The sequence below is a fragment of the Flavihumibacter rivuli genome, assembly GCF_018595685.2.
In the GTDB taxonomy this organism is placed as follows: Bacteria; Bacteroidota; Bacteroidia; order Chitinophagales; family Chitinophagaceae; genus Flavihumibacter; species Flavihumibacter rivuli.
The window spans coordinates 248,487-270,285 of the sequence record NZ_CP092334.1; the positions used below are offsets into that span (position 1 = coordinate 248,487).

The following is a 21,799-nucleotide window of genomic DNA, read 5'->3' on the forward strand; positions in this document are numbered from 1 at the left end:
AAATGAACAAACTCACAATATTAGGGGCCGCTTCCTTGATGATGCTGGCGTCCTGTAAGAAAGATTTTGGTGATATGAATGTGGACCAGAAGAATGCCAGCCAGGTTCCTGCTGAGATGCTCTTCTCCAATTCACAGAAAAATTTCGCCGATGCAATGGCTTCGCCCAGCGTAAACCTCAATATCTGGAGGCTGATCGCCCAGCATTGGACTGAAACCACTTATACTGACGAAAGTAACTATGACCTGAATACCCGAAACATTCCGCAGGGTTTCTGGACAACTATTTACCGTGATGTATTGGTAGACCTGAAGGAATCCAACAGGTTGCTTGAGGCTGATGCATTCCTGGATCCTAAAGTAAAAGCGAACCAATTGGCACTGAACGATATCTTGCAGGTTCAGGCTTATTCAACTTTGCTGAATACTTTCGGTGACATCCCATACAGCCAGGCTTTGGATTACAATAACCTGAAGCCTACCTATGATGATGGTCTGACCATTGCCAAGGACCTGATCAACAGGTTGAACCAGGACATCGCAGCCCTTGATGCAGCGGCCGGAGCCTTCCCTGATGCAGACCTTTATTATCATGGTGATATTGACGCATGGAAAAAGTACGCTAACTCCCTCAAGTTGAAATTGGGAATGTTGCTGGCTGATGCTGATGCAACAACCGCCAAGGCAGCTGTAGAGTCTGCAGTAGCTTCTGGTGTATTTACTTCCAATGACGACAATGCGTTATTGCAGTACCTGGCTGCTCCGCCAAACACCAATCCTATTTGGGTTAACCTGGTGCAGAGCGGTCGTAAGGACTTTGTTGCTGCCAACACTATTGTTGATGCAATGAAGACTGTTGCTGATCCACGCATCCCTTACTTTTTCACAGAAGATGCCAATGGCGGATATACCGGTGGAAAGTATGGCGCATCCAACAACTATGCTACCTATTCCAAGCCAGCTGAAGCTATAACGGACCCCTCTTATGCCCATATCCTGCTTGGGTATGAGGAAGTGGAGTTCCTGCTGGCTGAAGCTGTAGAGCGCAATTTCGCTGTAGGTGGTACAGCTGCTGATCACTACAATAAGGCTATCACCGCTTCTATGGAAGCATGGGGTGTGCCAACAGCACAGATCACTGCTTACCTGGCCAATCCTAAGGTCGCTTATGCTACCGCAACTGGTAACTATAAGCAGAAGATCGGCTTCCAGAAGTGGATCGCATTGTACAACCGTAGCTTTGATGCCTGGATCGAATGGAGAAGGTTGGATTACCCAGTGCTGGTAAAGCCTGAGAATGCACTTTCTGACATTCCTGTTCGTTATACCTATCCATTCAACGAACAGAACCTTAACAAGGCCAATTACGATGCTGCTGCATCCAAGATTGGCGGTGATAAGGTTACCACCAAGCTGTTCTGGGATAAGTTCTAAACGGATCATTTCCCTACTAATAAAAGGTGCACCATTGCGGTGCACTTTTTTGTTTAAATACCGTTTTAATACCTTTTTATTTACACCTGGAATAGTGCAGTTTGCAGGTGTGATGAAAGGGATCGGTGTTGTTTTGGTAATGCTATTGTTGTCCCTGGGACTTGGTGCCCAGCAGGACTTCAACTATTTAAAGGAACTGCATCCCGCTGCCGGGTTAAGGAGCCGTGAGTTTCTCTCCCCTTTTGCCTGTTTTACTGATCCTTCTGTGGTCGCTTCTTTCCGAACCTCTTCCCTGGCTGCTTATGGCAGCAGACCATTTGGTCTTGCCGGACTTTCTTTTACCCGGGTAGGTGCTTCTTTCCTGTTGGGGGATAGGCAGGGAATCGCCCTTGGTGTGTCCAGTTGGGGGAACCACCAATTGAAAGAGATCGATCCTGTGCTTGCTTATGGAATTGCCCTTTCCCCGAATTGGCAAATAGGGGTGGGGATAAAGGGTGGGATGGTTTCTGCTCCCGGCTACCAGGGAGCGTTGAATTGGCTGGCCATGGCCGGACTTTCCAGGCGCTTAGACAATGTTTCCATAGGGGCAATGGCCCATTACCGCGCTGCCGCTGGTCCTGTTGACCGGGTAAATGGTTGGCTCATGGCGCTCAATGCCGGTAAGGAGTGGTCAGGCGATCTTTATTCCGATGTATTCATTGGCATAGGAAATGACATGCCCGTCAATGTTGCGGTGTCCTTGCAGTACCGGTTGGAACAGCGGTTCCTGTTGGCTTTTTCATGGCAATCCAATCCCAGGAAATCAGGCATAGAAACCGGCTGGAAAAAGAAGGGTTTCGGGACCCGTGTTACACTGAATTGGTACCCGGTCCTGGGATTTGAGCCCGGGATAGGATTGGTATTCGATTGGACTAAAGCCCGCAAGTCATGAATAGGAAATGGATGGAATGGAAGGAAGGTTGGAAGGCCTTCGGTTGTATGTTGACGATAGTGCTGTTTGGTGCCGGCTTATTTGCGCAGCAGCAGCAGGCATATCCTGACCAGCACCTGGAGCAGATGGCAGAAAGGTCGGGCCAGGAGAATGAGGATGATGGCTGGCTACTGGACAGGGAAGCTTTACTGAAGGACAGGCTTTCCATCAACGAGGCCACTGCTTCAGAACTGGCTGTGTTCCCTTTTTTGACCTTGAAGCAAATACAGGCATTGATTCTTTTCAGGAAAACATTTGGAAGGATAAAGCATATTTATATGCTGCAAGCCGTGCCCGGATGGGATGAAACGACGATCCGGCAGGTCAGGCCCTATATCCATTTTGAGACCAGGGAATTGTTATTTGCGGACCTCAGGCTGGATAGGGCGGTCAGCCAGCAAATCTTGTTCAGGGTGCAGCAATTCCTGCAGAAGGGAAAGGGTTTTTTGGGCGATGAGAATGGCAGGAGGGTATACCTGGGCGGGCCTTCGAAACTCTTCTTTCGTTACCATGGCCAATCGGGTCAGTCCCTGCAATGGGGATTATTGGCGGAAAAGGATGCGGGTGAACCTTATTTATGGAAAGGGTTGCCGGACAGGACTGGCTTCTACCTTTTGTTGAAGGGTAGGGGTGTGGTTCGATCCCTGGTCATAGGCGATTATACCGTCAGCATCGGCCAGGGGCTTGTGCATTGGCAGGGATTGGCCATGGGAAAGGCCGGGGGCGTGATGGGTATTTTCCGGAATGCATCGGGCGTCAGGCCTTATCGATCAGCCGGGGAGTATAATTTCAACAGGGGCGTCGCGGTGCAACTGCAAAAGGGGAAGTGGGCGAGTAATATATGGGTGTCATCAAGGAAGTTAACGGCCAACCTGGTGGAGGAGGATGGCAGGATGGTTGGCTTCAGTTCCATCAATGAGTCTGGATACCACCGGACTATTGCTGAACTTGCGGATAAGGGATCAGTCAGGGAGAATCAGGCGGCTGTATCCATTGACAGGGGCAGTGCCAGGTTAAAGGTTGGACTGGCAGGGGTGTATTCCCATTATAGCCTGCCTGCTGTACCAGGTAATGCCCCTTACCAGCTGTATGCATTCCGTGGGCAGGGATCCATGAATGCAGGTATGCATTACAGTTATTCCATTCGCAATCTTTTCCTTTTTGGTGAGTATGCGCGGTCGTTGAAGGGGAGTGCGTGGATGCAGGGCTTGCTGCTGGGATTGCATCCAAAAGTTGAATTGTCCTTATTAGTAAGGGATGTTGCCCCTTCCTATTTTTCCCGCTATGGCAATGCCTTTACTGAGAGCTCTACGGTCCAAAATGAGAAGGGATTCTTTACCGGGCTCAGGATGCAGCCCTTGCCATCCCTTGCAGTGGAAGCCTTCGCAGACCAGTTCAGGTTTCCCTGGTTAAGGTTCAGGGCTGATGCGCCATCCCGGGGATCTGAGCAGCAGCTATTGGTACAATGGACCAAACGTAAGAAAGGGGTGGTGTATTTGCGGTACCGGCAAGGGGAGAAGGAAGAGAATAGTGAGGATGGTCGGTTGCGGTATTTGATTGACAGTAAGTTCCGTAATCTTCGCTTGCATGCGGAATGGAAGTGGGGCAGGCTATTGGTGACGGACCTCAGGCTAGAATGGGTGAAAGTGCAGAAAGGGCTGGAAGGTGAGCAGGGTTATTCGGTGTTTGCTGATGGTCGTTACGATTGGAACAGGACCGGGTTGAACCTTTCTGCAAGGTTTCAATATTTTGGTACGGATGGATATGCCAGCAGGATCTATGCTTACGAAAGGGATGTGCAATATGCTTTTTCGATACCGGCGATGTATGACCGTGGTTGGCGGTATTACCTTCAGCTTGGTGGCAAGTGGAAGCAGGATAAATGGAATGGTCTTTCATTGAAATGGTGGTTGCGCTGGTCTTCCACCATCTATGCCGACCGCGAAACCATTGGTTCAGGCTGGGATGAGGTAAATGGTCCGGTTAGGTCAGAGATAAAGTTCCAGTTGATGGTAGCCTGGTGACCAGGATTAATATGATGGTACAAGTCTTTATTATTAGCTTTACAGCTGAAAAGTATTGAACATGGAAAATGCCAACAACCAGTTGAATATTGAAATTTCGGAAGAAGTTGCAGAAGGTGAATATGCTAACCTTGCCATCATCACGCATTCCCATGCGGAATTTGTGATTGATTTTGTAAATGTGATGCCGGGTACGCCCAAGAGCAGGGTGAAGTCTAGGATCATTCTTACTCCCCAGCATGCCAAGCGATTCATGAAAGCCCTTACCGAAAATATCAGCAGGTTTGAAGATGTGAACGGTGAAATCAAGGACCTGGAGGAGATCCAGTTGCCGATGAATTTTGGTGGTCCAGCCGCACAAGCCTGATCAGTTTATTCCCAAGGCGCCTGGAACATAGCTTAAGGTTTTCACTCCTAACGAAAGGCTATGGTTTTAGGTGCCTTTTTATTTTGGTATTCCCTCCTTTTCAGAGTAACCCCTCATCAGCAAAACTGAAGTATCCTTCATTGCTGACAATGATATGGTCCATCACGCGGATGTCCAGTAGCCTGGCCGCTTCTTTTATCTTATAGGTTAGTTCTTCATCGGCCTTACTGGGCTTTAGGTTGCCGGAAGGGTGGTTGTGGCTGAGGATCAGGGCGACCGCTTCCTGTTCAATGGCCTTGCGCATGATGATGCGGGGGTCGGCCACAGTGCCGGTCAGCCCACCTGAACTGATCACTTCTGCATGCCTGATCTTATTGGCCCTGTTCAGGAAAAGGACCACGAATACTTCATGGCGATGGTCCTGGTAAAGGCTTTGGAGGTAGTTGGCCACATCCCGGCTACAGGAGATAACGGGGTGTGTCAGGGCCTGGGCGGCTTGCCTACGGCGACCCAGTTCCAGCGCAGCCACAATTGTAATGGCCTTGGTTTCACCTATCCCCTTGATTTTCATCAGGTCATAAACAGAAAGTTTCCCCAGTTCCTGCAGGTTGTTCCGGCCGGCCGATAGGACCGATTTGGCCAGGTCGAGGGCCGATTGTTCCCTGTTGCCTACATTGATCAGTATGGCCAATAACTCTGAATCAGTCAGGGCTATCGGACTTTTACTAAGTAGTTTTTCGCGGGGCCTGTCGGCTTTTGCCCATGATTTAATTGAGTGTTTCCGCGCTTGCATGGCATAAGATTAGTCAATAATTTAGACCTGTAAAACGGTCTTTTCACCCAGAATTAACACAGGCATGAAACTTGTGTACTGAAGTTGATTCTGTCCATTGAAAACCTAAAATCAATATCCATGAATGCCAGAACATTCAGCAACCTCGGTGGGGTGCAGTCTATGCTCTTTTGCGTAGGTATTTACGTGGCAGCTTTGTTCTTTTCGATTTTCATCTGCTCCGCCGTTTTCAAGGCGGTGAGCACTGCCAAAACTGCCGGGGTGAGCCAAACTGAACAAGTAAGAACTTCAGGCCAGTCGCAGGTACTGGCATCGGTTCGCTAGTTCGTAAAACCAGTAAATTATTGAGGTTGCACAAATTGTGCAACCTTTTTTGGCTTTGGTGCTGGGTACTTTTTCGCCCAATCTTTATCTTCGCCGCACCAATTCAACATCTATGGCGTCTACTGCAAAAATCTTCTCGGGTACTGGCTCCCAATACCTGGCAGAAAAAATTGCCACCAGCTTCGGCACCACCCTTGGCCAGATCAAGATCCAGAAGTTCAGCGACGGAGAAATCCAGCCGGTTTTCATGGAAAGTATCAGGGGGGACGTGGTTTTCCTGGTGCAAAGCACTTTCGCACCTTCCGATAACCTGATGGAATTGTTGCTCATGATCGATGCCGCCCGCAGGGCCTCCGCCTATAAGGTCATCGCGGTGATCCCTTATTATGGCTATGCCAGGCAGGACAGGAAGGATAAACCAAGGGTGGCCATCGGTGCGAAACTGGTTGCCAATATGCTGACCGCCGCAGGTGCTGACAGGGTGATTACCATGGACTTACATGCTGCCCAGATCCAGGGGTACTTTGATATCCCTGTGGATCATATGGATAGTTCCGCCATATTTATTCCCTATATCGAGCAATTAAAGCTGGAAAACCTTACCTTTGCGGCCCCTGACGTGGGTAGTGCCAATCGTATCAGGGAGATCGCCAGCTACTTTAATGCAGAAATGGTGATCTGCGATAAGCACAGGAAAAGGGCGAATGAGATCGCCAGCATGGTGGTGATCGGTGATGTGACAGACAGGGATGTGGTGCTTATTGATGATATCTGCGATACCGGGGGAACACTAGCCAAAAGTGCCGGGTTGTTGTTGGACAAGGGAGCGAGGAGTGTGAGGGCGCTGTGTACGCACCCGGTTTTAAGCGGAAAGGCATATGACAATATCCGTAACAGTGTGCTGGAAGAATTGGTGGTTTGTGATACCATCCCGCTGAGGGAAGAGTGTGAGAAGATCAAGGTGTTGTCAGTGGCGGATCTTTTTGCAGTAGCACTGCGGAACGCGTTTGAGAACAGGAGCATTACCAGCCTGTTCATTCACTCGCAAAGAAGGGACAAGTAAACTTTTTTTAAATACAACACAATGAAAACAATTACAATCGAAGGACAACTCAGGACCGAGCTTGGCAAAAAAGCCGCCCGCCAACTTCGCTCTGAGGGCAAAGTGCCAGGTGTAATTTACGGGGGTGCAAAAGAAATCAGCTTCACTGCTACAGCAGCTGCTTTCAAGCCGCTGGTTTACACTGGAGAATTCCAGGTTGCTGAAGTAAAGGTTGATGGCCAGTCTTACAAGTGTATCCTGAAGGATCTGCAGTTTGACAAGGTATCTGATAGCCTGAACCACGTAGACTTGCTGGAACTGGTTGAAGACAAAAAAGTTATCGCTACCCTGCCCCTGCGCCTGACAGGAGCTCCTGCCGGTGTAAAGGCTGGTGGTAAGCTGATCGTAAAGATGAAGGCATTGAAGGTGAAGACCCTGCCCAAGTTCTTGAAAGAGAGCATTGAGATGGACATCACCAACCTTGACCTGAACGAGAACGTACGTGTAGAAGACGTAAAGGTTGAAAACATGGAGATCCTGAACTCTCCCCGTATTCCCATCGCTTCTATCGTAATGACCCGTCAGTTGAAGCAGGAAGAAGCAGAAGCTGCTAAAGGCAAAAAGTAATTTTTCCTTGACGATAAAGGGGCCCGGTCTGTTTAGGACTGGGCTTTTTTATAGCTGGCCCCTAAACCGGGCCTGACTCAAAACATTTTCAGGCTATGAACAAGTTTCTGATCGTTGGTTTGGGAAATATCGGGGATGAATACGCGCATACCCGGCATAATATCGGCTTTGATGTGGTGGATGCACTGGTGAAAAAGCACAATGGCCAATTCAGGGCAGACCGGCTGGCTGATGTGGCCGAACTGAAACTAAAGGGCAAGCAGCTGGTGGTCATCAAGCCCAACACGTTTATGAACCTGAGCGGAAAGGCCGTGAAATACTGGCGGGATAAGGAGTCTATAGCTATTGGGAATATTTTGGTGGTACTGGATGACCTTGCCCTCCCGCTGGAACGCATGAGGCTCAGGGGGTCTGGTAGCGATGCCGGCCATAATGGACTAAAAAGTATCCAGGAAGCTCTTGGAACCACGGAATACCCTAAATTACGTTTCGGTATCGGCAATGACTACCCGAAAGGCAGGCAGGCCGATTTTGTATTGGGAAAATGGAAGAAGGAAGAGGAGGGAGTGGTGATGGAGAAAACCAACAAAAGCGTGGAGGCGATAGAACAGTTTGTGCTGGCCGGTTTGGCAACAGCTATGAACCAGTTCAATAATCTAACCTTCAATTTATGATTTGTGCTAATGAAATGTTATTTTCGCAGACCAAGGTCCTAGCTACACTTATTCAATAATACCTATGCGAACCGCCGACCTGTCCAGGTCCCCCTATTTCAAATGATTTTTCAGTCATTAAACCCTTATTGAATATGAAAATATTCTGCATAGGCCGTAACTATGTGGCGCATGCCAAAGAACTGGGAAATGAGGTACCCGATGAACCTGTGGTGTTCATGAAGCCGAAAAGCGCGTTATTACAGTCGCATACGCCATTCTATTACCCTGAGTTTACCAATGAATTGCACTATGAGTGCGAACTGGTGCTGCGTATCTGTAAGAATGGAAAATATATCCAGGAGCGTTATGCCAGTAAATATTATGACGCTGTTTCCGTAGGGATCGACTTTACCGCCCGCGATATCCAAAATGAGTTAAAGGAGAAAGGCCTGCCCTGGGAAAAGGCGAAGGCCTGGGACAACTCTGCTGTCATTGGCAAGTGGATCCCCTTTACCGATATCAAGAATAAAAAGGATATCAATTTCAGTTTGTATAAGAATAAAGAGTTGGTGCAGAAGGGTAACTCTTCCCTGATGATGTACGATTTCGACAGTATTGTGGCCCATATCTCCAATTACTTCTCCGTGAATATCGGTGACCTGGTGTTTACCGGTACCCCTGCAGGGGTAGGTGAATGTGTGGTAGGTGATGAACTGGAGGGCTTCCTGGAGGACCAGCCCATGTTCAACCTCGAGATCAAATAATAATTAGAAGAAATATTGATGATTATAACAGACCGGTATGGCCGGTCTGTTATTTTTTCGGGCACCCGTGAAATTACTGCTAACAGTTGTTCGTTTATATTTGCAACTTATTGAACACTATGGAAGGAACTGAATTGCTGTTGAAAGCCTACAGGAAAATGTGCCTGGCGGCAAACATGGCCGATACCTACGAGAGCAACCGGAGTATCTGTAAATATGTTCACTCCACTTCAAGGGGGCATGAGGCTATCCAACTGGCTGCTGCTTTTCAATTGCAGCCGCAGGACTATGTCAGCCCTTACTATCGTGATGAAAGCCTATTGCTGGGACTCGGCTTCAGTCCTTACGAACTGATGTTGCAATTACTCGCCAAAGGCCCCGATATTTTTACCGGGGGCCGCGAATACTATTCACACCCTAACTACAAGGGGAACGATAAACCCACCATCATCCACCAGAGCAGTGCCACCGGCATGCAGGTGATCCCCACAACGGGAATTGCCCAGGGCTTGCAGTACCTGGAACAGACCCTGTCGCCCTTATTGAAGAAAGGGGTGGACGGGGCCATGCCCGTAGTGGTTTGTTCGCTGGGTGATGCCAGTGTAACAGAAGGAGAAGTCAGTGAAGCCTTTCAGTTTGCCATATTAAAGAAGTTGCCCATTATCTACCTGGTGCAGGACAATCGCTGGGGCATCAGCGTTAGTGCCGAGGAGGCAAGGGTCATGGATGCCTGTGCCTATGCGGCCGGATTCCCTGGCCTGGAAGCGGTAAAGGTGGATGGCAGTGATTTTGAGGCCAGCTACCAATTGATGCAGGAAGTAGTGGGGAAGGTCCGGAAGGAAAGAAGGCCCTTCCTGGTGCAAGCCAGCGTTCCCTTGCTGGGTCACCATACCAGTGGGGTAAGGCGCGAGTTTTACAGGACAGATGAAGACCTGCAGCAACATGCCTTACGTGATCCCCGTCCCTTGTTGAGGTCGAAGCTGGTCAATATGGGCATTAGCCCGGTAGTGTTGGAGCAAATAGAAAGGGAAGCAGCAGCCGAAGTGGCCAATGATTTCGCCCGGGCAGTTGCGGCACCTGAACCCGACCCGGCACTAGTGACAGAACATGTGTTTGTGCCCACACCGGTGCAATCGGAACAGGGTGACCGGCAACCAGCCGGAAAGGAAAGGGTGTTAATGGTGGATGCCGCTTTGTTTGCCATCCGCGAGATCATGGAGCAATACCCGGAAGCTGTATTATATGGCCAGGATGTAGGTCGCAGGCTGGGTGGGGTGTTCCGTGAAGCTGCCACCCTTGCCGAACATTTCGGCGACCACCGGGTCTTCAATACTGCCATCCAGGAAGCCTATATCATCGGATCCACAGTCGGGATGAGTGCAGTAGGCGTGAAGCCGATCGTGGAAGTGCAGTTTGCCGATTATATCTATCCCGGTTTTAACCAGTTGGTGACCGAGATCTCCAAGTCCTGCTACCTGTCCTGCGGAAAATTCCCGGTACAAACCCTGATCCGTGTGCCCATTGGGGCATATGGCGGCGGAGGTCCTTACCATAGCGGCAGTATAGAGTCAACCTTGCTGACCATCAAGGGAATAAAAGTGGTATATCCATCCAACGCAGCCGATATGAAAGGATTGATGAAGGCAGCTTTCCTCGATCCTAACCCCGTAGTGATGCTGGAGCACAAAGGCCTTTACTGGAGCAAGGTACCCGGAACTGAAGATGCCAGGAGGGTAGAACCTTCTGCTGATTACGTATTGCCACTGGGAAGGGCCGGTTTTGTGCAAGTGGCTGATCCCAGGCAGGTGAACATGGGCAATAGTTGTGTGGTGGTGACCTATGGCATGGGCGTGTATTGGGCAAAGGCCGCTTCCCGTTTATTCCCCGGGCAGGTGGAAATCATTGACCTCAGGACCCTGTTCCCGCTGGATGAAGAATTGGTGTTTGAAGAAGTGAAGCGTCATGGCAAATGCCTGGTGTTGACAGAAGAACAACAGAACAATTCATTTGCAGAAGCGCTGGCCGGCCGGATCGCCGGCAACTGCTTCCAATGGCTGGATGCCCCGGTACAGGTATTGGGAGCACTTAACCTGCCTGCAGTTCCCATGAATACAGGATTGGAAAATGCCATGCTTCCCACCCCGGAGAAAGTTGCTTTACGTATCAAGCAGCTCTTGGAATATTGATCGGTTAAATGGGCTTTCAGGTATAGTAGTGCATTAGCGCATTTGTACGGCGTGCTTTGCTCCTTTGCGGGCTTTTACCCGGACTGAACACGCCAATTGTTTTACAGTTCATCAAACATGCTAGTATAGCTATGCTTGCATAGAAGGCTTATAGCCCGTTGTTTCCATTCCTTTCGCCTTTTTTATTTCGCCGTTTGTGTATATTATCTTTTCCCTGCATGTAAAAGAACGGAAATTTATCTCCGAATATTTTCGTAGAATATTCCTTATTAGCAAGCATAAACCTATCCAGATGAAAAATAGAATGCTAAAAGGTGCGCATTTGTCTGAACGCAAATGCAGGGAGATCATTAACCTCTTTTGTGAAGACCTGACTGCCACGCAGATCTCCAACATCACAGGTGTGAGCAGGGTTACCATCAATGCCTACCTGAAGATGATCAGGACCAGCATCGCCCAGAATTGTGATGAGAACAATCCCTTCCGTTATGGATCGCCGGAGTCCTTCAGTGAAGATGTGAACATGGTGGTGCAGCCTTCCACCTATTTCGGGTTCACGCGTTGGAACAACCAGATCTATACCTCTGCGCTAAAAGAGATGAACAGGGATATGCTTTTGGAATGGCAGAGGCTTGGTCCTGAGCATTGGAGCCAGGCGCAGCAAAGGATCCATGCAGTTGCGGATATCGCCAACTGGCGCTTGCATCGTTTCGACCAGCAACTGAACAGCAATGGCCGGTTGGTAATGGATGATATCTCCGGCTTCTGGGGTCTGACCAAGAACAGGTTGTTAAAATTCCGCGGCCTCAACAGGAATACCTTGTATCTCCACATCAAAGAGTGTGAGTTCAGGTATAATTACCGCAATGAGAACATGAATGCGTTGTTGTTGCAATTGATCCTTCGCAAACCTTTACATGAAGTTAAACTTGCGGTCTGATCTTATCAGGATCTTTTCCACTCAGGAAGCATATTCGCCACTTATCATTGTAGGGAATATGTCCACTAGATAAAATAAAAATGCGGGAGCGGCTCAAAGTCGCTCCCGTATTGCGTTATATAGGATTTCATTATATGGTGCCAAAGCTATCTTGCGATTTTGGTTTCTTTAACTAAAAGCATTGCAGGGATCAGCTTGCTGCAACCATTCATCTCATCATATCCCCGTTGAACATCCCGATGCAACGTTTTGAAGTGGCGATTTGAAGTTGGGTTTCATTTTTAAAGTTTTCTTGTTCGGTTTTTTCCCTTTGTAATATCAGCCTGCTATGCTTTTGCCAGCCAATAATTTCATGCGGAAAAATCTGATCTAAGATTATGAAGAGAATTCTATGCTTATGGATGCTGATGGTATTCGCCGTGGCGGATTTGTTGGCACAGGGACGCACGATCAGCGGTCGTGTTACCGACGCAAAAACGGGCGCGCCGCTAGCAGGTGTGACCGTAACAGTTAAGGGAACCAATCTTGCTACGCAGACAGATGCCAGTGGCTTATACAGCCTTCCTTCTGTGCCTGCAGATGGCAGTCTTGTGTTTTCTTATGTGAGTTATAAAAAATTTGAGGCAAAGAACCTGAACGCAGCCAAACTGGATGTGTTGCTGGAAGAAGATGCCAACCAGATGAATGAAGTAATCGTTACTGCCAATGCGATCAAGCGTGAGGCCAGGAGCCTTGGCTATGCTACTTCTACCATCAAGAATGATGAACTTACCCGTGGTAAGGACCGCAGTGTGCTGAACTCCTTGCAGGGTAAAGTTGCGGGTGTTCAGATCACCGGTAGTTCCGGTGGTGTGGGTAGTTCTACCCGTATCGTTTTCCGCGGTGGTACTTCATTAACCGGTAACAACCAGGCCTTGATCGTGGTTGATGGTATTCCCATTGATAACTCACAGATCGACGCCGGTGATAACCTGAACAACCAGGTGGATGCGGGTAACAGGGGTAACGATATCAACCCCGATGATATTGAATCGGTGACCGTGCTGAAAGGCCCTGCTGCTGCCGCATTGTATGGTAGCCGTGCGTCCAATGGAGCGCTTATTATTACTACCAAGACCGGTAAACTCAGGGGCGGAAAGAAGACCGAGATCGTAGTGAGCAGCTCCTACAATTTGGAATCTATCTTGCGCCTTCCTGATTTTCAGAACGAGTATGGCCAGGGTGGCCAGAAGCAGCCGGATTCAAGGGAGAACTTCAGCTGGGGTCCGAAGTTTGATGGGGTGACCAGGCCATGGGGTCAGCAGATCGGTGATTCCATGAGGGTGAAACCTTATGCGGCCATTCCTGATAACGTTAAAGAGTTTTTTGATATTGGCCGTACCTGGACCAATGGTGTATCCTTCTCCCAGAACAACGAGAAGTCTACCTACTTTGTTTCTTTCAACAATGTTGACCAGAAAGGTGTGATGCCCGGTACAGAGTACAAGCGTACTTCCGTAAAACTGAGCGGTAGCACTGAATTTGCGAATAATTTCTACAGCAACGCCAGTGTGAACTATATCCGTTCAGTAGGTGACCTCTCCGTTCAGGGACAGGGTTCTTCCCCTTACGACCAGGTTTTGCAAACACCGCGTGATATCTCCCTGCTGGAACTGAAGGATTACCGCAATAAGTTCAATGACCTTTATGGTTATTATGGTGCCTACACGGTAAACCCATGGTACCTGCTGGGTGAAGATTCCTACAAGACCAATGTAGACCGACTGATCGCCAATGTGCAGATCGGTTACAAGCCGGTGAAATGGCTGGATATCAACTACCGTATCGGTACTGATTTCTCTGCTGATAAACGCAGGCAGATCGTTTCCAAGCGCGTGATCACTGATCCCAATAACCAGAACTATGATAGTCGTTATGATGGTAAATACGAAGAGACCACCATTGATATCAGGGAGCTGACTTCTGACCTGATGGTAACGGCCAAGCGTAAGCTGGGTGAGAACTGGACCATGTCGGCATTGGTAGGTCATAATATCCGCCAGCGCGATTTCAGTTCACAGGTAAGCACCGCCAATGGGTTGATCATTCCTGGTGTATATAACCTTTCCAACTCCAAGAACAGGCCCACCACTTCCAACCAGATCATCAACAGGAGGCTGTATGGTGTATATGCGGATGTGAACTTTGCCTATAAGAATTTCCTGTTCCTGGGTGCTACTGCACGTAATGACTGGTCTTCCACCTTGCCCAAGAACAATAACAGCTTCTTCTATCCCAGTGCCAATGCGTCATTGGTGTTTAGCGAATTGTTTGATATGCCTTCCTTCATTTCCTATGGTAAGTTGAGGTCGAGCATTGCACAGGTGGGTAATGATGCGCCGCCGTATCAATTGCAATCAGTATTTGTGACCGGAACTATTTCTGATGGCTTCCGCGACTCACAATTGAATTTCCCCCTGAACGGTGTTCCCGGTTATACGCAGGGTAACGTGATCGGTAATCCCAACCTGAAGCCTGAGATCACCACCTCCTTTGAAGTGGGTCTTGACCTGGGCTTCTTCAACGACAGGTTAGGTATTGAAGCGACTTATTATTCCAATGAGAGCCGCGACCAGATCCTTACCGTTCCCATTGCAGCAAGTTCCGGCTTTACCAGCCAGACCCTGAATGCCGGTTCTATCACCAATAAAGGAATTGAATTGCTGGTTAGGGCGCAGCCTGTACGCAGCAGGAATTTCACCTGGGAAGTGACCGGTACTTTCACCAAGAACAAGAACAGGGTGAATGAGTTGTTTGATGGCGTTGAGCAGATCAGCCTTGGTGGCTTTACCGGAGCAACGCTGGTGGCCAGGGTTGGCGAAGCCTATGGTTCCTTCTTTGGTGCTGACTTCCTTCGTGATCCGGAAGGAAGGGTAGTGGTTGATCCCAATACCGGCTACCCCCTGACTGATCCTGTTGCCAAGAGCCATGGCAATATCCAGCCGGATTTCCTTGCAAGCCTTACCAACTCTTTCTCTTATAAAGGTTTCACCTTCTCTTTCCTGATCGATGCCAGGAAAGGTGGTATGCTGTATTCAAGGACAAGGAGTCTCCAAACCTTTGTGGGAACAGATCCCCGCACCTTGTATAACAACAGGGAGCGTTTCGTGATCCCGAATAGTGTGGTGCAAACTGCTGATGGTAAGTATGTGCCCAATACCACCCCGGTGGCTAATGCGCAGGATTACTGGACCAACTACGTAGCAGATAATGAGATCGATCACCTGATCGATGCCAGCTTCATCAAGCTTCGTGAGGTTAGCCTGAGCTACCGTGTGCCGAAGACCTGGATCCAGTCATGGCCCATCAATGGTATCATGGTCGGCTTGAGCGGAAGGAACCTGTTCCTGTGGACACCTTCCGAGAATACCTATGTTGACCCTGAATCCAGCTCATTTGGTACAGGTAACGTACAGGGTTTTGAATATGGTACCATTCCTTCTATCCGCAGCTATGGTGCGAATGTTAAAGTGATTTTCTAATTGAAAAAGTTGAACGCATGAATTTCAAGAATAAATTTTTTGCTCCCCTCGTGGCTTTGTCTGCCCTGGCTTTCACAGGCTGCAGCAAGGACTACCTGGATATCAATAAGGACCCTAACAACCCTGTTGATGCATCTGTAGACCTGGTATTGCCAACAGCCCTGGGATATAGTGCCTATAACCTGGGCAACCCCTTCCAGATCCTTGGCGGATTATGGGGTCAATACTGGACACAAGGACCTACTGCCAGCCAGTACAAACCACTGGACCAGTACAATGTAACCAGTACCTCTTATGACCGTCAGTGGCAAAGCGTGTATTCTGGTCCTCTGGCCGATTTCAAATACCTGGTAACAGAGGGTATGAGGACAGGCCAGGAGAATTATGCCGCGATCGGTAAGATCATGCAGGCTTACATGTTCCAGGTGATGACCGACCTGCATGGCGATATTCCTTTCTCTGAGGCACTGGATGCACAGAATGGTAATGTCCGCCCCAAGTTCGATACCCAGGATAAGGTGTACGATGGCCTGATCAAATTACTGGATGAAGGTCTGGCCCTGATCGATGAGAACACTGCCCAGCATCCGGGTGAGGATGATTTCTTTTTCCATGGTGATATGCATTTATGGAAGAAGTTCGCCAATACCCTTAAACTGAAGATCTACCTGAGGCAGGCCTATGTGCGTCCGGCAGTTGCGGAGAACGGTATCAAGGCCATGTATGCTGCGAATGCTGAATTCATCGACTACCATGAAGATGCTTTCGTTCCTTTCAATAAGGAGCAGTTCAACCAGAACCCTTTGTTCGCGACCTTCCAGACCCTGACTTCCAATAACCTGCTGGCAAGTAATACTGTCCTTGGTTACCTGGGCGCAACCAACGATCCGAGGCTGCCCGTATTCTTCACCAGGGCAACCCAGGCGCCCAATACAGGCAATTTTGCGGGTATTGACCAGGGCAATGGTCCCAACCTGCAGGGTAACCAGAATGCAAATAGTTATTCAAAACCTGCACCAGCTGTAGGTGGCCCTATTACCCCTGATAATCCGATTGGCGGAGCAGAAGCGCCGGTGATCTTCCTTACCGCTGCGGAAAGCTATTTCTTGCAGGCAGAGGCTGTGCTGCGCGGATGGGGAACAGGTAATGCCCAGCAATTGTATGAAGATGGGGTATTGCTGTCCTTTCTGTACTGGGGATTGCCCGAGGCGAAATACAATCTGTACATCGGCCAGGACGCTGTGAAGTATCCGGCTGCAGGAAGCTTCGAGGAAAAACTGGAGCGGGTGATCACCCAGAAATGGGTAAGCTTCTGCGGTACCCAGAATTTCGAAGCCTGGACCGAGTGGAGGCGTACGGGTTACCCGGATTTCTTTACCATCTCTGCCACCAGCAGTATTGGCAACAATTTCCCGGTTCGCATCCTCTATCCTGATTCAGAAGTGAGCAGGAACCCCAATACCCCGGCACAAAAAACGGTAAAGGATAAACTGTGGTGGGATGTGAATACTAACGGACAGAATTGATCTTCATTAAACATTTAGTCATGCGTAAAAAGTTATTCAAGATATTGGTCGCCATGTCGATCACCGGATTCGTAGCCACTTCATGTAAGAAGGAAACCACGGATGGCATTTCCAGGGAAGTTAAAGTGAGTTACCCGGAAATCACCCTGAAAGGGGAGGAATTGGTTGTACTGCCGGTAGGTGCCAACTATACAGACCAGGGAGCGATCCTGAAGGATGATATTACAGGAAAGGAGTCTGATCTGGCGCCTACATCAGATAATGTGGACACCGATGTGCCCGGTCTGTACCTGGTTATTTTCAGCGCTTCCAATGCGAATGGTTTTGAAACGACCGTAGCCAGGAGGGTAGCGGTTACTTCGGTAACCAATACGGTCAACCGCTCCGGCACCTATGTTCGTACTGCCACAGGGGTTTCCTGTTTCGTTGAGCGGGTATCAGAGGGTGTGTATAAGGTGACCAACCCCGGCGGGGCCGGTATTGGTACAAATATCATCGTGTATATGGTGGAAACGGAGAAGGGTAAATATACCTGCCCGGCCCAGCCTACTGATGCGGGAACCATGTCTGTTACCGAGATCAATTTCACCGAAGGGGGATCTACCTGGAGGGTGTTGAATGCAGGTTATGGAAATGGTCTAAGGACTTTTGTAAAACAATAAGTAAATTGGGATAGCTGTCATCCCTAATAGCATCAAGACAGCAAAGACTATTTTTCTCTTGTGTGTGTAAGCAGGTAGTGTCTACTACCTGCTTTTTTGTATTTATGATTGTGGTCATAATGATTTTTTGAAGGGCTGTTTATCTTGCCAATACCAAGACCTAAAACAAACAACCATTATGAAGAAGATCTCCAATCTTGTGGTTTGCGCAATGATGGCAATGGTGCTGGTTTCCTGCCAGGGTAACCAACAGCCGGAGAGCCAGGGTGCAGCCGCAACAACCAATGTGCCCGATGGCGGACAATCAACAGTACAGGATGATGAATCCCAAAAGGATGTAGTTAAAGTCGCGGCAGCCAGTGCCGACCATACTACATTGGTGGCTGCGGTGAAAGCCGCAGAACTGGTGGATGTATTATCCAATGCAGGCCCCTTTACGGTTTTTGCGCCTACCAATGCCGCCTTTGATAAATTACCAGCCGGAACCGTTGAAGGATTATTGAAGCCGGAAGCGAAAGCTGACCTGCAAAATATCCTGCAATACCATGTGTATGTTGGAGGTATCAAGACTGAGCAAATGCAGGATGGCCAGGTGCTGGGCCAGGCCAATGGCGATAATATTACCCTTTCTGTTAAGGACGGCGTAGTGACCGTGAATGGTACTGCAAAGATCATTGCTTCCGTTCCTGCCAGTAATGGTATAGTGCATGTAATTGATGCGGTGTTACTGCCGCCTGCCAAGAAGTGATATTTTAGTTCCCTTTTATTGTTCGAAAAGTCCGCTATATTCCTATAGCGGACTTTTTCTTGGGAAACTATTCGTTGGTTTTTATAGGGAAATAAAGTTGAATGGGTCAGGAACCTAAGGGTTTGGCCTGGTTATCGGGATAGAGGATCTTGATCTGCATGATGGTGGCGATGGAGAGCGCCCTTTGTTTGATCAGGTCCGCATTATTTCCGGAGAAAAGGTTGTCGACGGTTTCATTGAATAGGTTCAGCCATTCCTGGAAACTTTCCTTGTCCAGAGGGTTGCGCTGGTGAAGGCGATGGTGGATCTGCATGGGGTTGCCATTATAGCCACCGGTATAAAAAAGGATGTTTTCCCAGAATTGATACATGATGGGCAAATGGTGGTCCCAGTCTACCTGTGTAAAGTAATGGCTGATCAACTGGTTGGACCTAACCTTTTCATAAAAGGTGTTGATCAGCAATTCAATGTCTTTCCTGCCAGCTATATCGTTCTTTAAAGCCTGCATCTTAAAGATCTTTTTTATTGAATTTTCGGATAGCCCACCAGGAGGGCAGGATGATCCATAGGGTCATTACGGTGGCCGCAAAGATAGATCCAAAGGAACTGCCCAGGAAAGATTTGAATACGGCGCCGGTAAAGCCCATCATAGCGGAGATGTCCAGTTTTAGCAGGAGCAGTATTCTTCCCAGGTCTATCGGGTTCAGGCTGCTCATGGCGATCATGGCTTTTTCCAAGGGGTAGTCAGCAAATTGGAAGAGGATCATCAGGACTATGCCATCATAGATGAAGGCAAAATAGAACCAAAGCAACAATGCCAATCCGATCCCCTTGGCCTTATCCCTCGTTAGAACGGCTGCCAGTAATGCCAATGAACAAAATACCAGGCTTAATCCAAGGGCCGTAAAGACCAGCGTGAGTCCGGTGCTGTCGGCACTGAATAAGAGGATGGGAATCCCGATGCCTATCATTACTGCGATGCAAAGCGATATACAAATACCCAGGTATATGCTGCTCAGTAAACTGGTCCTTCGGATGGGTTGTGCTACCATCAGCTCAATGAACTCCTGCGCATTATACAGGTAGATGGTGCTGAAAATGATGCTTACCAGCGGCGTGATGATCAGGGTAAGGTTCAGCAAACTGAGAATGGCCTTGGAAGGATGCTCTTCCATCGAAAATAATCCCAGTGAAATGACCAGCAGGAGTAGGGTATAGGCAATGACGGTCCTGTTCTTCAGGATATCGAGTAAGATGTATTTGGTGATCTTTTTCATGTTATCGGTTGTTTTTGGCCATGATGGTAGCCATTACCCTATTCAACTGGGACTGTCCTGTTTCTTCCTGGAGGGTGGAAAGCTTTTTATGCAGCTGGAGTTTACCGTCCTGCAGGTAAACGACCTCGGTTACAAGGTCATCAAGGTCGCTGAGCACATGTGAGGTAATGAGGATAAGCTTGCCGTTCTTTTTCTCCATCCTGATCTTCTCCTTGAGTTGCTCGCTGGACAATGGGTCAAGGCCGGCTGTCGGTTCATCAAGGATCAATACATCGGGCCGGAATAGAAAGGCGAGGCAGGCACTCACTTTTTGCCTCGTGCCGCCTGATAAGGTACTCATGCGCTTCGATGACAATCCCCCGATCCCGAATGTTCTCACCAGGTCCTCATCAAGTTCAGTTCCCTTGCTGTTGCGTATATCCTTCACCATGTCCAATACCTGGGAAATGGTCATATTTTCAGGGAACCTGCTGAGCTGGGGCATATAACCGATCTTTTCCCTGTAAAGCCAATCATGTTTGATGTTCTTTTGGTTGAAAGTGATAAAGCCACTATCGGGAATAACCATGCCCAGCAGGCATTTGATCAGGGTGGTCTTGCCTGAACCGTTTGGGCCGATCAGGGCAATGGTCTGGCCTTTGTTAAAGGTCAGGTTGATGTTATCCAGTACCTTCTGCCGGCCAAATTGTTTATTGACATTGGTTGCGATGATCATAATGGTAAGGGTTTCATTAAAGGGGCATTGTCCTTCATGCTTTCAGGGGTAAAGACCGGCAGGATCTTCTCCGCTTTTTCTACCAGGGATGTAATGGGGCTTCTCAAAAGCATCATGGCACTGGCATTCCGTTCAACCAGTATGGTGAACAGGCTGGTCGGACGGTAGGGCACGTCGCCCTTGCCATCCCTGTCCAGATCATAGCCTTCATACTTATCCCAGAAATTGTTGGTGAAATAGTTGAGCACCAATGATCCATTGGTTGCCACATCAAAAGAGTTGCCCTGGAAATTGTTATTGACGATATTGTTGTTGTCGCAACTCGCCTGGATCTTCATGGCATAACCATTATTGGTAAAGCGGTTCCTGGTGATCATGATCCTGCTGCTGCCTTCCATATAGATGGCCGCTGTGTTGCGGTTGAATTCATTGCCTTCTGCATGGCTGTCGCTGATGTCTTTCATCAGTATACCGTATGCTGCATTTCCCCAATTATTGATGAACTTGTTCTTGTACATCCGCACATGCTTCGTGTACATGATGGCAACACCTGCCCCGTTATTGCTAAAGGTGTTGTTGACATAGAGGTCGTTGTGGGAGAACATGAAGTGCAGCCCGTAACGGATATTGCCAAAGCTCTTATTGTTGATGATATTGGAAGCAGTGACAAATTCAAAATAGATGCCATCACGGTGGCCTGTTATGCTATTGCCTGCAATGACCAGGCTATCGCTCTTCCAGCAGTGGATACCATTGCCGCTTTCGATTTCATTGGCGGCATCGCTTTCTAGCTTGTTGTTCATGATCACCGAATGGGAAACATGCTGGAGATAGATGGCGAAATAATTATTGGTGAATGAATTGTTGCGTACCAGGACATTCCGGGCATTATAGATATGGATACCTGCCAGGTCATTGATGCTGGAGTAGCCTGAATGGAAAAGATGTAAGCCTTCAATGATGACATTGTCAGAACGGACTGTGATGATCTCGTACTTGCCTTGCCCGTCAAGGGTGGCATTGCCTTTTCCGATCAGGAACAACGGATGGTCAACTACAATGCCCCTGGTGGCATGGGTTCCTGGCAGGAACAAGATGGTGTCTCCTGCGGCAGAACGATTGATCACCGTATTGATATCATTGCCTGGTGCAATGGAAAAAGTTGTTGCCCCGGCGTGCCGGAAGGATAGGAATAGCAACAGGTATAGTAGTAAATGCTTCATT

The 21,799-nt window shown here is 48.6% G+C and carries 20 protein-coding genes; 15 read left to right on the top strand and 5 right to left on the bottom strand.

Annotated features, from left to right (window positions below):
* Positions 1-2: 2 nt before the first annotated feature.
* The 4 genes from KJS94_RS01040 (at position 3) to KJS94_RS01055 (ending at position 4,794) form a co-directional block, all read left to right on the top strand.
* Complete coding sequence (locus KJS94_RS01040; RefSeq protein ID WP_214446903.1) at positions 3-1,433, top strand: SusD/RagB family nutrient-binding outer membrane lipoprotein; 1,431 nt, start codon at positions 3-5, stop codon at positions 1,431-1,433.
* A 109-nt stretch (positions 1,434-1,542) separates the two neighbouring features.
* Positions 1,543-2,364 carry a hypothetical protein gene (locus KJS94_RS01045; protein ID WP_214446904.1) on the top strand — a complete coding sequence of 274 codons (822 nt, stop codon included), beginning with the start codon at positions 1,543-1,545 and terminating at the stop codon, positions 2,362-2,364.
* Positions 2,361-4,427 carry a ComEA family DNA-binding protein gene (locus tag KJS94_RS01050; protein WP_214446905.1) on the top strand — a complete coding sequence of 689 codons (2,067 nt, stop codon included), beginning with the start codon at positions 2,361-2,363 and terminating at the stop codon, positions 4,425-4,427. The genes KJS94_RS01045 and KJS94_RS01050 overlap by 4 nt, the downstream gene beginning before the upstream one ends.
* A 61-nt stretch (positions 4,428-4,488) precedes the next feature.
* A complete protein-coding gene (locus KJS94_RS01055) occupies positions 4,489-4,794 on the top strand; it encodes a DUF3467 domain-containing protein (RefSeq protein WP_214446906.1) in 306 nt (101 codons plus the stop codon).
* Between the two features lie 100 nt (positions 4,795-4,894).
* Here KJS94_RS01055 and radC read toward each other — a convergent pair whose 3' ends face one another.
* The gene (radC, locus tag KJS94_RS01060) at positions 4,895-5,587 is read right to left on the bottom strand and encodes a RadC family protein (RefSeq protein ID WP_214446907.1); all 693 of its coding nucleotides are present in this window, start codon (positions 5,585-5,587) and stop codon (positions 4,895-4,897) included.
* A 120-nt stretch (positions 5,588-5,707) separates the two neighbouring features.
* On the opposite strand from radC, the gene KJS94_RS01065 reads away from it, so the two are divergent.
* From KJS94_RS01065 to KJS94_RS01115, 11 genes are all read left to right on the top strand, one after another.
* Complete coding sequence (locus KJS94_RS01065; protein ID WP_214446908.1) at positions 5,708-5,911, top strand: hypothetical protein; 204 nt, start codon at positions 5,708-5,710, stop codon at positions 5,909-5,911.
* Positions 5,912-6,023: 112 nt separating this feature from the next.
* Entirely contained in the window at positions 6,024-6,974 is a 951-nt protein-coding gene (locus tag KJS94_RS01070; protein ID WP_214446909.1) for a ribose-phosphate pyrophosphokinase, read from the top strand.
* Positions 6,975-6,995: 21 nt separating this feature from the next.
* On the top strand, positions 6,996-7,580 hold the full coding sequence (locus tag KJS94_RS01075; RefSeq protein WP_214446910.1) for a 50S ribosomal protein L25: 585 nt from the start codon (positions 6,996-6,998) through the stop codon (positions 7,578-7,580).
* 95 nt (positions 7,581-7,675) lie between these two features.
* Positions 7,676-8,254, top strand: coding sequence for an aminoacyl-tRNA hydrolase (gene pth / locus KJS94_RS01080; protein ID WP_214446911.1), 579 nt, complete (start codon positions 7,676-7,678; stop codon positions 8,252-8,254).
* 134 nt (positions 8,255-8,388) lie between these two features.
* The gene (locus KJS94_RS01085; protein ID WP_214446912.1) at positions 8,389-9,000 is read left to right on the top strand and encodes a fumarylacetoacetate hydrolase family protein; all 612 of its coding nucleotides are present in this window, start codon (positions 8,389-8,391) and stop codon (positions 8,998-9,000) included.
* Between the two features lie 119 nt (positions 9,001-9,119).
* Entirely contained in the window at positions 9,120-11,186 is a 2,067-nt protein-coding gene (locus KJS94_RS01090; protein WP_214446913.1) for an alpha-ketoacid dehydrogenase subunit alpha/beta, read from the top strand.
* A gap of 292 nt (positions 11,187-11,478) precedes the next feature.
* A complete protein-coding gene (locus KJS94_RS01095; RefSeq protein WP_214446914.1) occupies positions 11,479-12,126 on the top strand; it encodes a hypothetical protein in 648 nt (215 codons plus the stop codon).
* 377 nt (positions 12,127-12,503) lie between these two features.
* A complete protein-coding gene (locus KJS94_RS01100; protein ID WP_214446915.1) occupies positions 12,504-15,647 on the top strand; it encodes a SusC/RagA family TonB-linked outer membrane protein in 3,144 nt (1,047 codons plus the stop codon).
* A gap of 17 nt (positions 15,648-15,664) precedes the next feature.
* Positions 15,665-17,173, top strand: a complete 1,509-nt coding sequence (locus KJS94_RS01105; protein WP_214446916.1) for a SusD/RagB family nutrient-binding outer membrane lipoprotein — start codon at positions 15,665-15,667, stop codon at positions 17,171-17,173.
* Between the two features lie 20 nt (positions 17,174-17,193).
* Complete coding sequence (locus KJS94_RS01110; RefSeq protein ID WP_214446917.1) at positions 17,194-17,835, top strand: immunoglobulin-like domain-containing protein; 642 nt, start codon at positions 17,194-17,196, stop codon at positions 17,833-17,835.
* Between the two features lie 178 nt (positions 17,836-18,013).
* Positions 18,014-18,583, top strand: a complete 570-nt coding sequence (locus KJS94_RS01115) for a fasciclin domain-containing protein (RefSeq protein WP_214446918.1) — start codon at positions 18,014-18,016, stop codon at positions 18,581-18,583.
* Positions 18,584-18,689: 106 nt separating this feature from the next.
* Here KJS94_RS01115 and KJS94_RS01120 read toward each other — a convergent pair whose 3' ends face one another.
* Genes KJS94_RS01120 through nosD form a run of 4 tightly spaced genes read right to left on the bottom strand, consistent with a single transcriptional unit; the run spans position 18,690 to position 21,798 of the window.
* Positions 18,690-19,091, bottom strand: a complete 402-nt coding sequence (locus tag KJS94_RS01120) for a group III truncated hemoglobin (protein ID WP_214446919.1) — start codon at positions 19,089-19,091, stop codon at positions 18,690-18,692.
* Between the two features lies 1 nt (position 19,092).
* Positions 19,093-19,860, bottom strand: a complete 768-nt coding sequence (locus KJS94_RS01125) for an ABC transporter permease subunit (RefSeq protein ID WP_214446920.1) — start codon at positions 19,858-19,860, stop codon at positions 19,093-19,095.
* Between the two features lies 1 nt (position 19,861).
* Positions 19,862-20,575, bottom strand: a complete 714-nt coding sequence (locus tag KJS94_RS01130; RefSeq protein WP_214446921.1) for an ABC transporter ATP-binding protein — start codon at positions 20,573-20,575, stop codon at positions 19,862-19,864.
* Positions 20,572-21,798, bottom strand: coding sequence for a nitrous oxide reductase family maturation protein NosD (nosD, locus tag KJS94_RS01135; protein ID WP_214446922.1), 1,227 nt, complete (start codon positions 21,796-21,798; stop codon positions 20,572-20,574). The genes KJS94_RS01130 and nosD overlap by 4 nt, the downstream gene beginning before the upstream one ends.
* Position 21,799 lies beyond the last annotated feature (1 nt).

Bases quoted from the DNA above. Each gene is read 5' to 3' on its own strand.
- KJS94_RS01040 (WP_214446903.1), top strand. From the start codon at position 3: ATGAACAAACTCACAATATTAGGGGCCGCTTCCTTGATGATGCTGGCG.
- KJS94_RS01050 (WP_214446905.1), top strand. From the start codon at position 2,361: ATGAATAGGAAATGGATGGAATGGAAGGAAGGTTGGAAGGCCTTCGGT.
- KJS94_RS01055 (WP_214446906.1), top strand. From the start codon at position 4,489: ATGGAAAATGCCAACAACCAGTTGAATATTGAAATTTCGGAAGAAGTT.
- radC (WP_214446907.1), bottom strand. From the start codon at position 5,587: ATGCAAGCGCGGAAACACTCAATTAAATCATGGGCAAAAGCCGACAGG.
- KJS94_RS01065 (WP_214446908.1), top strand. From the start codon at position 5,708: ATGAATGCCAGAACATTCAGCAACCTCGGTGGGGTGCAGTCTATGCTC.
- KJS94_RS01070 (WP_214446909.1), top strand. From the start codon at position 6,024: ATGGCGTCTACTGCAAAAATCTTCTCGGGTACTGGCTCCCAATACCTG.
- KJS94_RS01075 (WP_214446910.1), top strand. From the start codon at position 6,996: ATGAAAACAATTACAATCGAAGGACAACTCAGGACCGAGCTTGGCAAA.
- pth (WP_214446911.1), top strand. From the start codon at position 7,676: ATGAACAAGTTTCTGATCGTTGGTTTGGGAAATATCGGGGATGAATAC.
- KJS94_RS01085 (WP_214446912.1), top strand. From the start codon at position 8,389: ATGAAAATATTCTGCATAGGCCGTAACTATGTGGCGCATGCCAAAGAA.
- KJS94_RS01090 (WP_214446913.1), top strand. From the start codon at position 9,120: ATGGAAGGAACTGAATTGCTGTTGAAAGCCTACAGGAAAATGTGCCTG.
- KJS94_RS01095 (WP_214446914.1), top strand. From the start codon at position 11,479: ATGAAAAATAGAATGCTAAAAGGTGCGCATTTGTCTGAACGCAAATGC.
- KJS94_RS01100 (WP_214446915.1), top strand. From the start codon at position 12,504: ATGAAGAGAATTCTATGCTTATGGATGCTGATGGTATTCGCCGTGGCG.
- KJS94_RS01105 (WP_214446916.1), top strand. From the start codon at position 15,665: ATGAATTTCAAGAATAAATTTTTTGCTCCCCTCGTGGCTTTGTCTGCC.
- KJS94_RS01110 (WP_214446917.1), top strand. From the start codon at position 17,194: ATGCGTAAAAAGTTATTCAAGATATTGGTCGCCATGTCGATCACCGGA.
- KJS94_RS01115 (WP_214446918.1), top strand. From the start codon at position 18,014: ATGAAGAAGATCTCCAATCTTGTGGTTTGCGCAATGATGGCAATGGTG.
- KJS94_RS01120 (WP_214446919.1), bottom strand. From the start codon at position 19,091: ATGCAGGCTTTAAAGAACGATATAGCTGGCAGGAAAGACATTGAATTG.
- KJS94_RS01125 (WP_214446920.1), bottom strand. From the start codon at position 19,860: ATGAAAAAGATCACCAAATACATCTTACTCGATATCCTGAAGAACAGG.
- KJS94_RS01130 (WP_214446921.1), bottom strand. From the start codon at position 20,575: ATGATCATCGCAACCAATGTCAATAAACAATTTGGCCGGCAGAAGGTA.
- nosD (WP_214446922.1), bottom strand. From the start codon at position 21,798: ATGAAGCATTTACTACTATACCTGTTGCTATTCCTATCCTTCCGGCAC.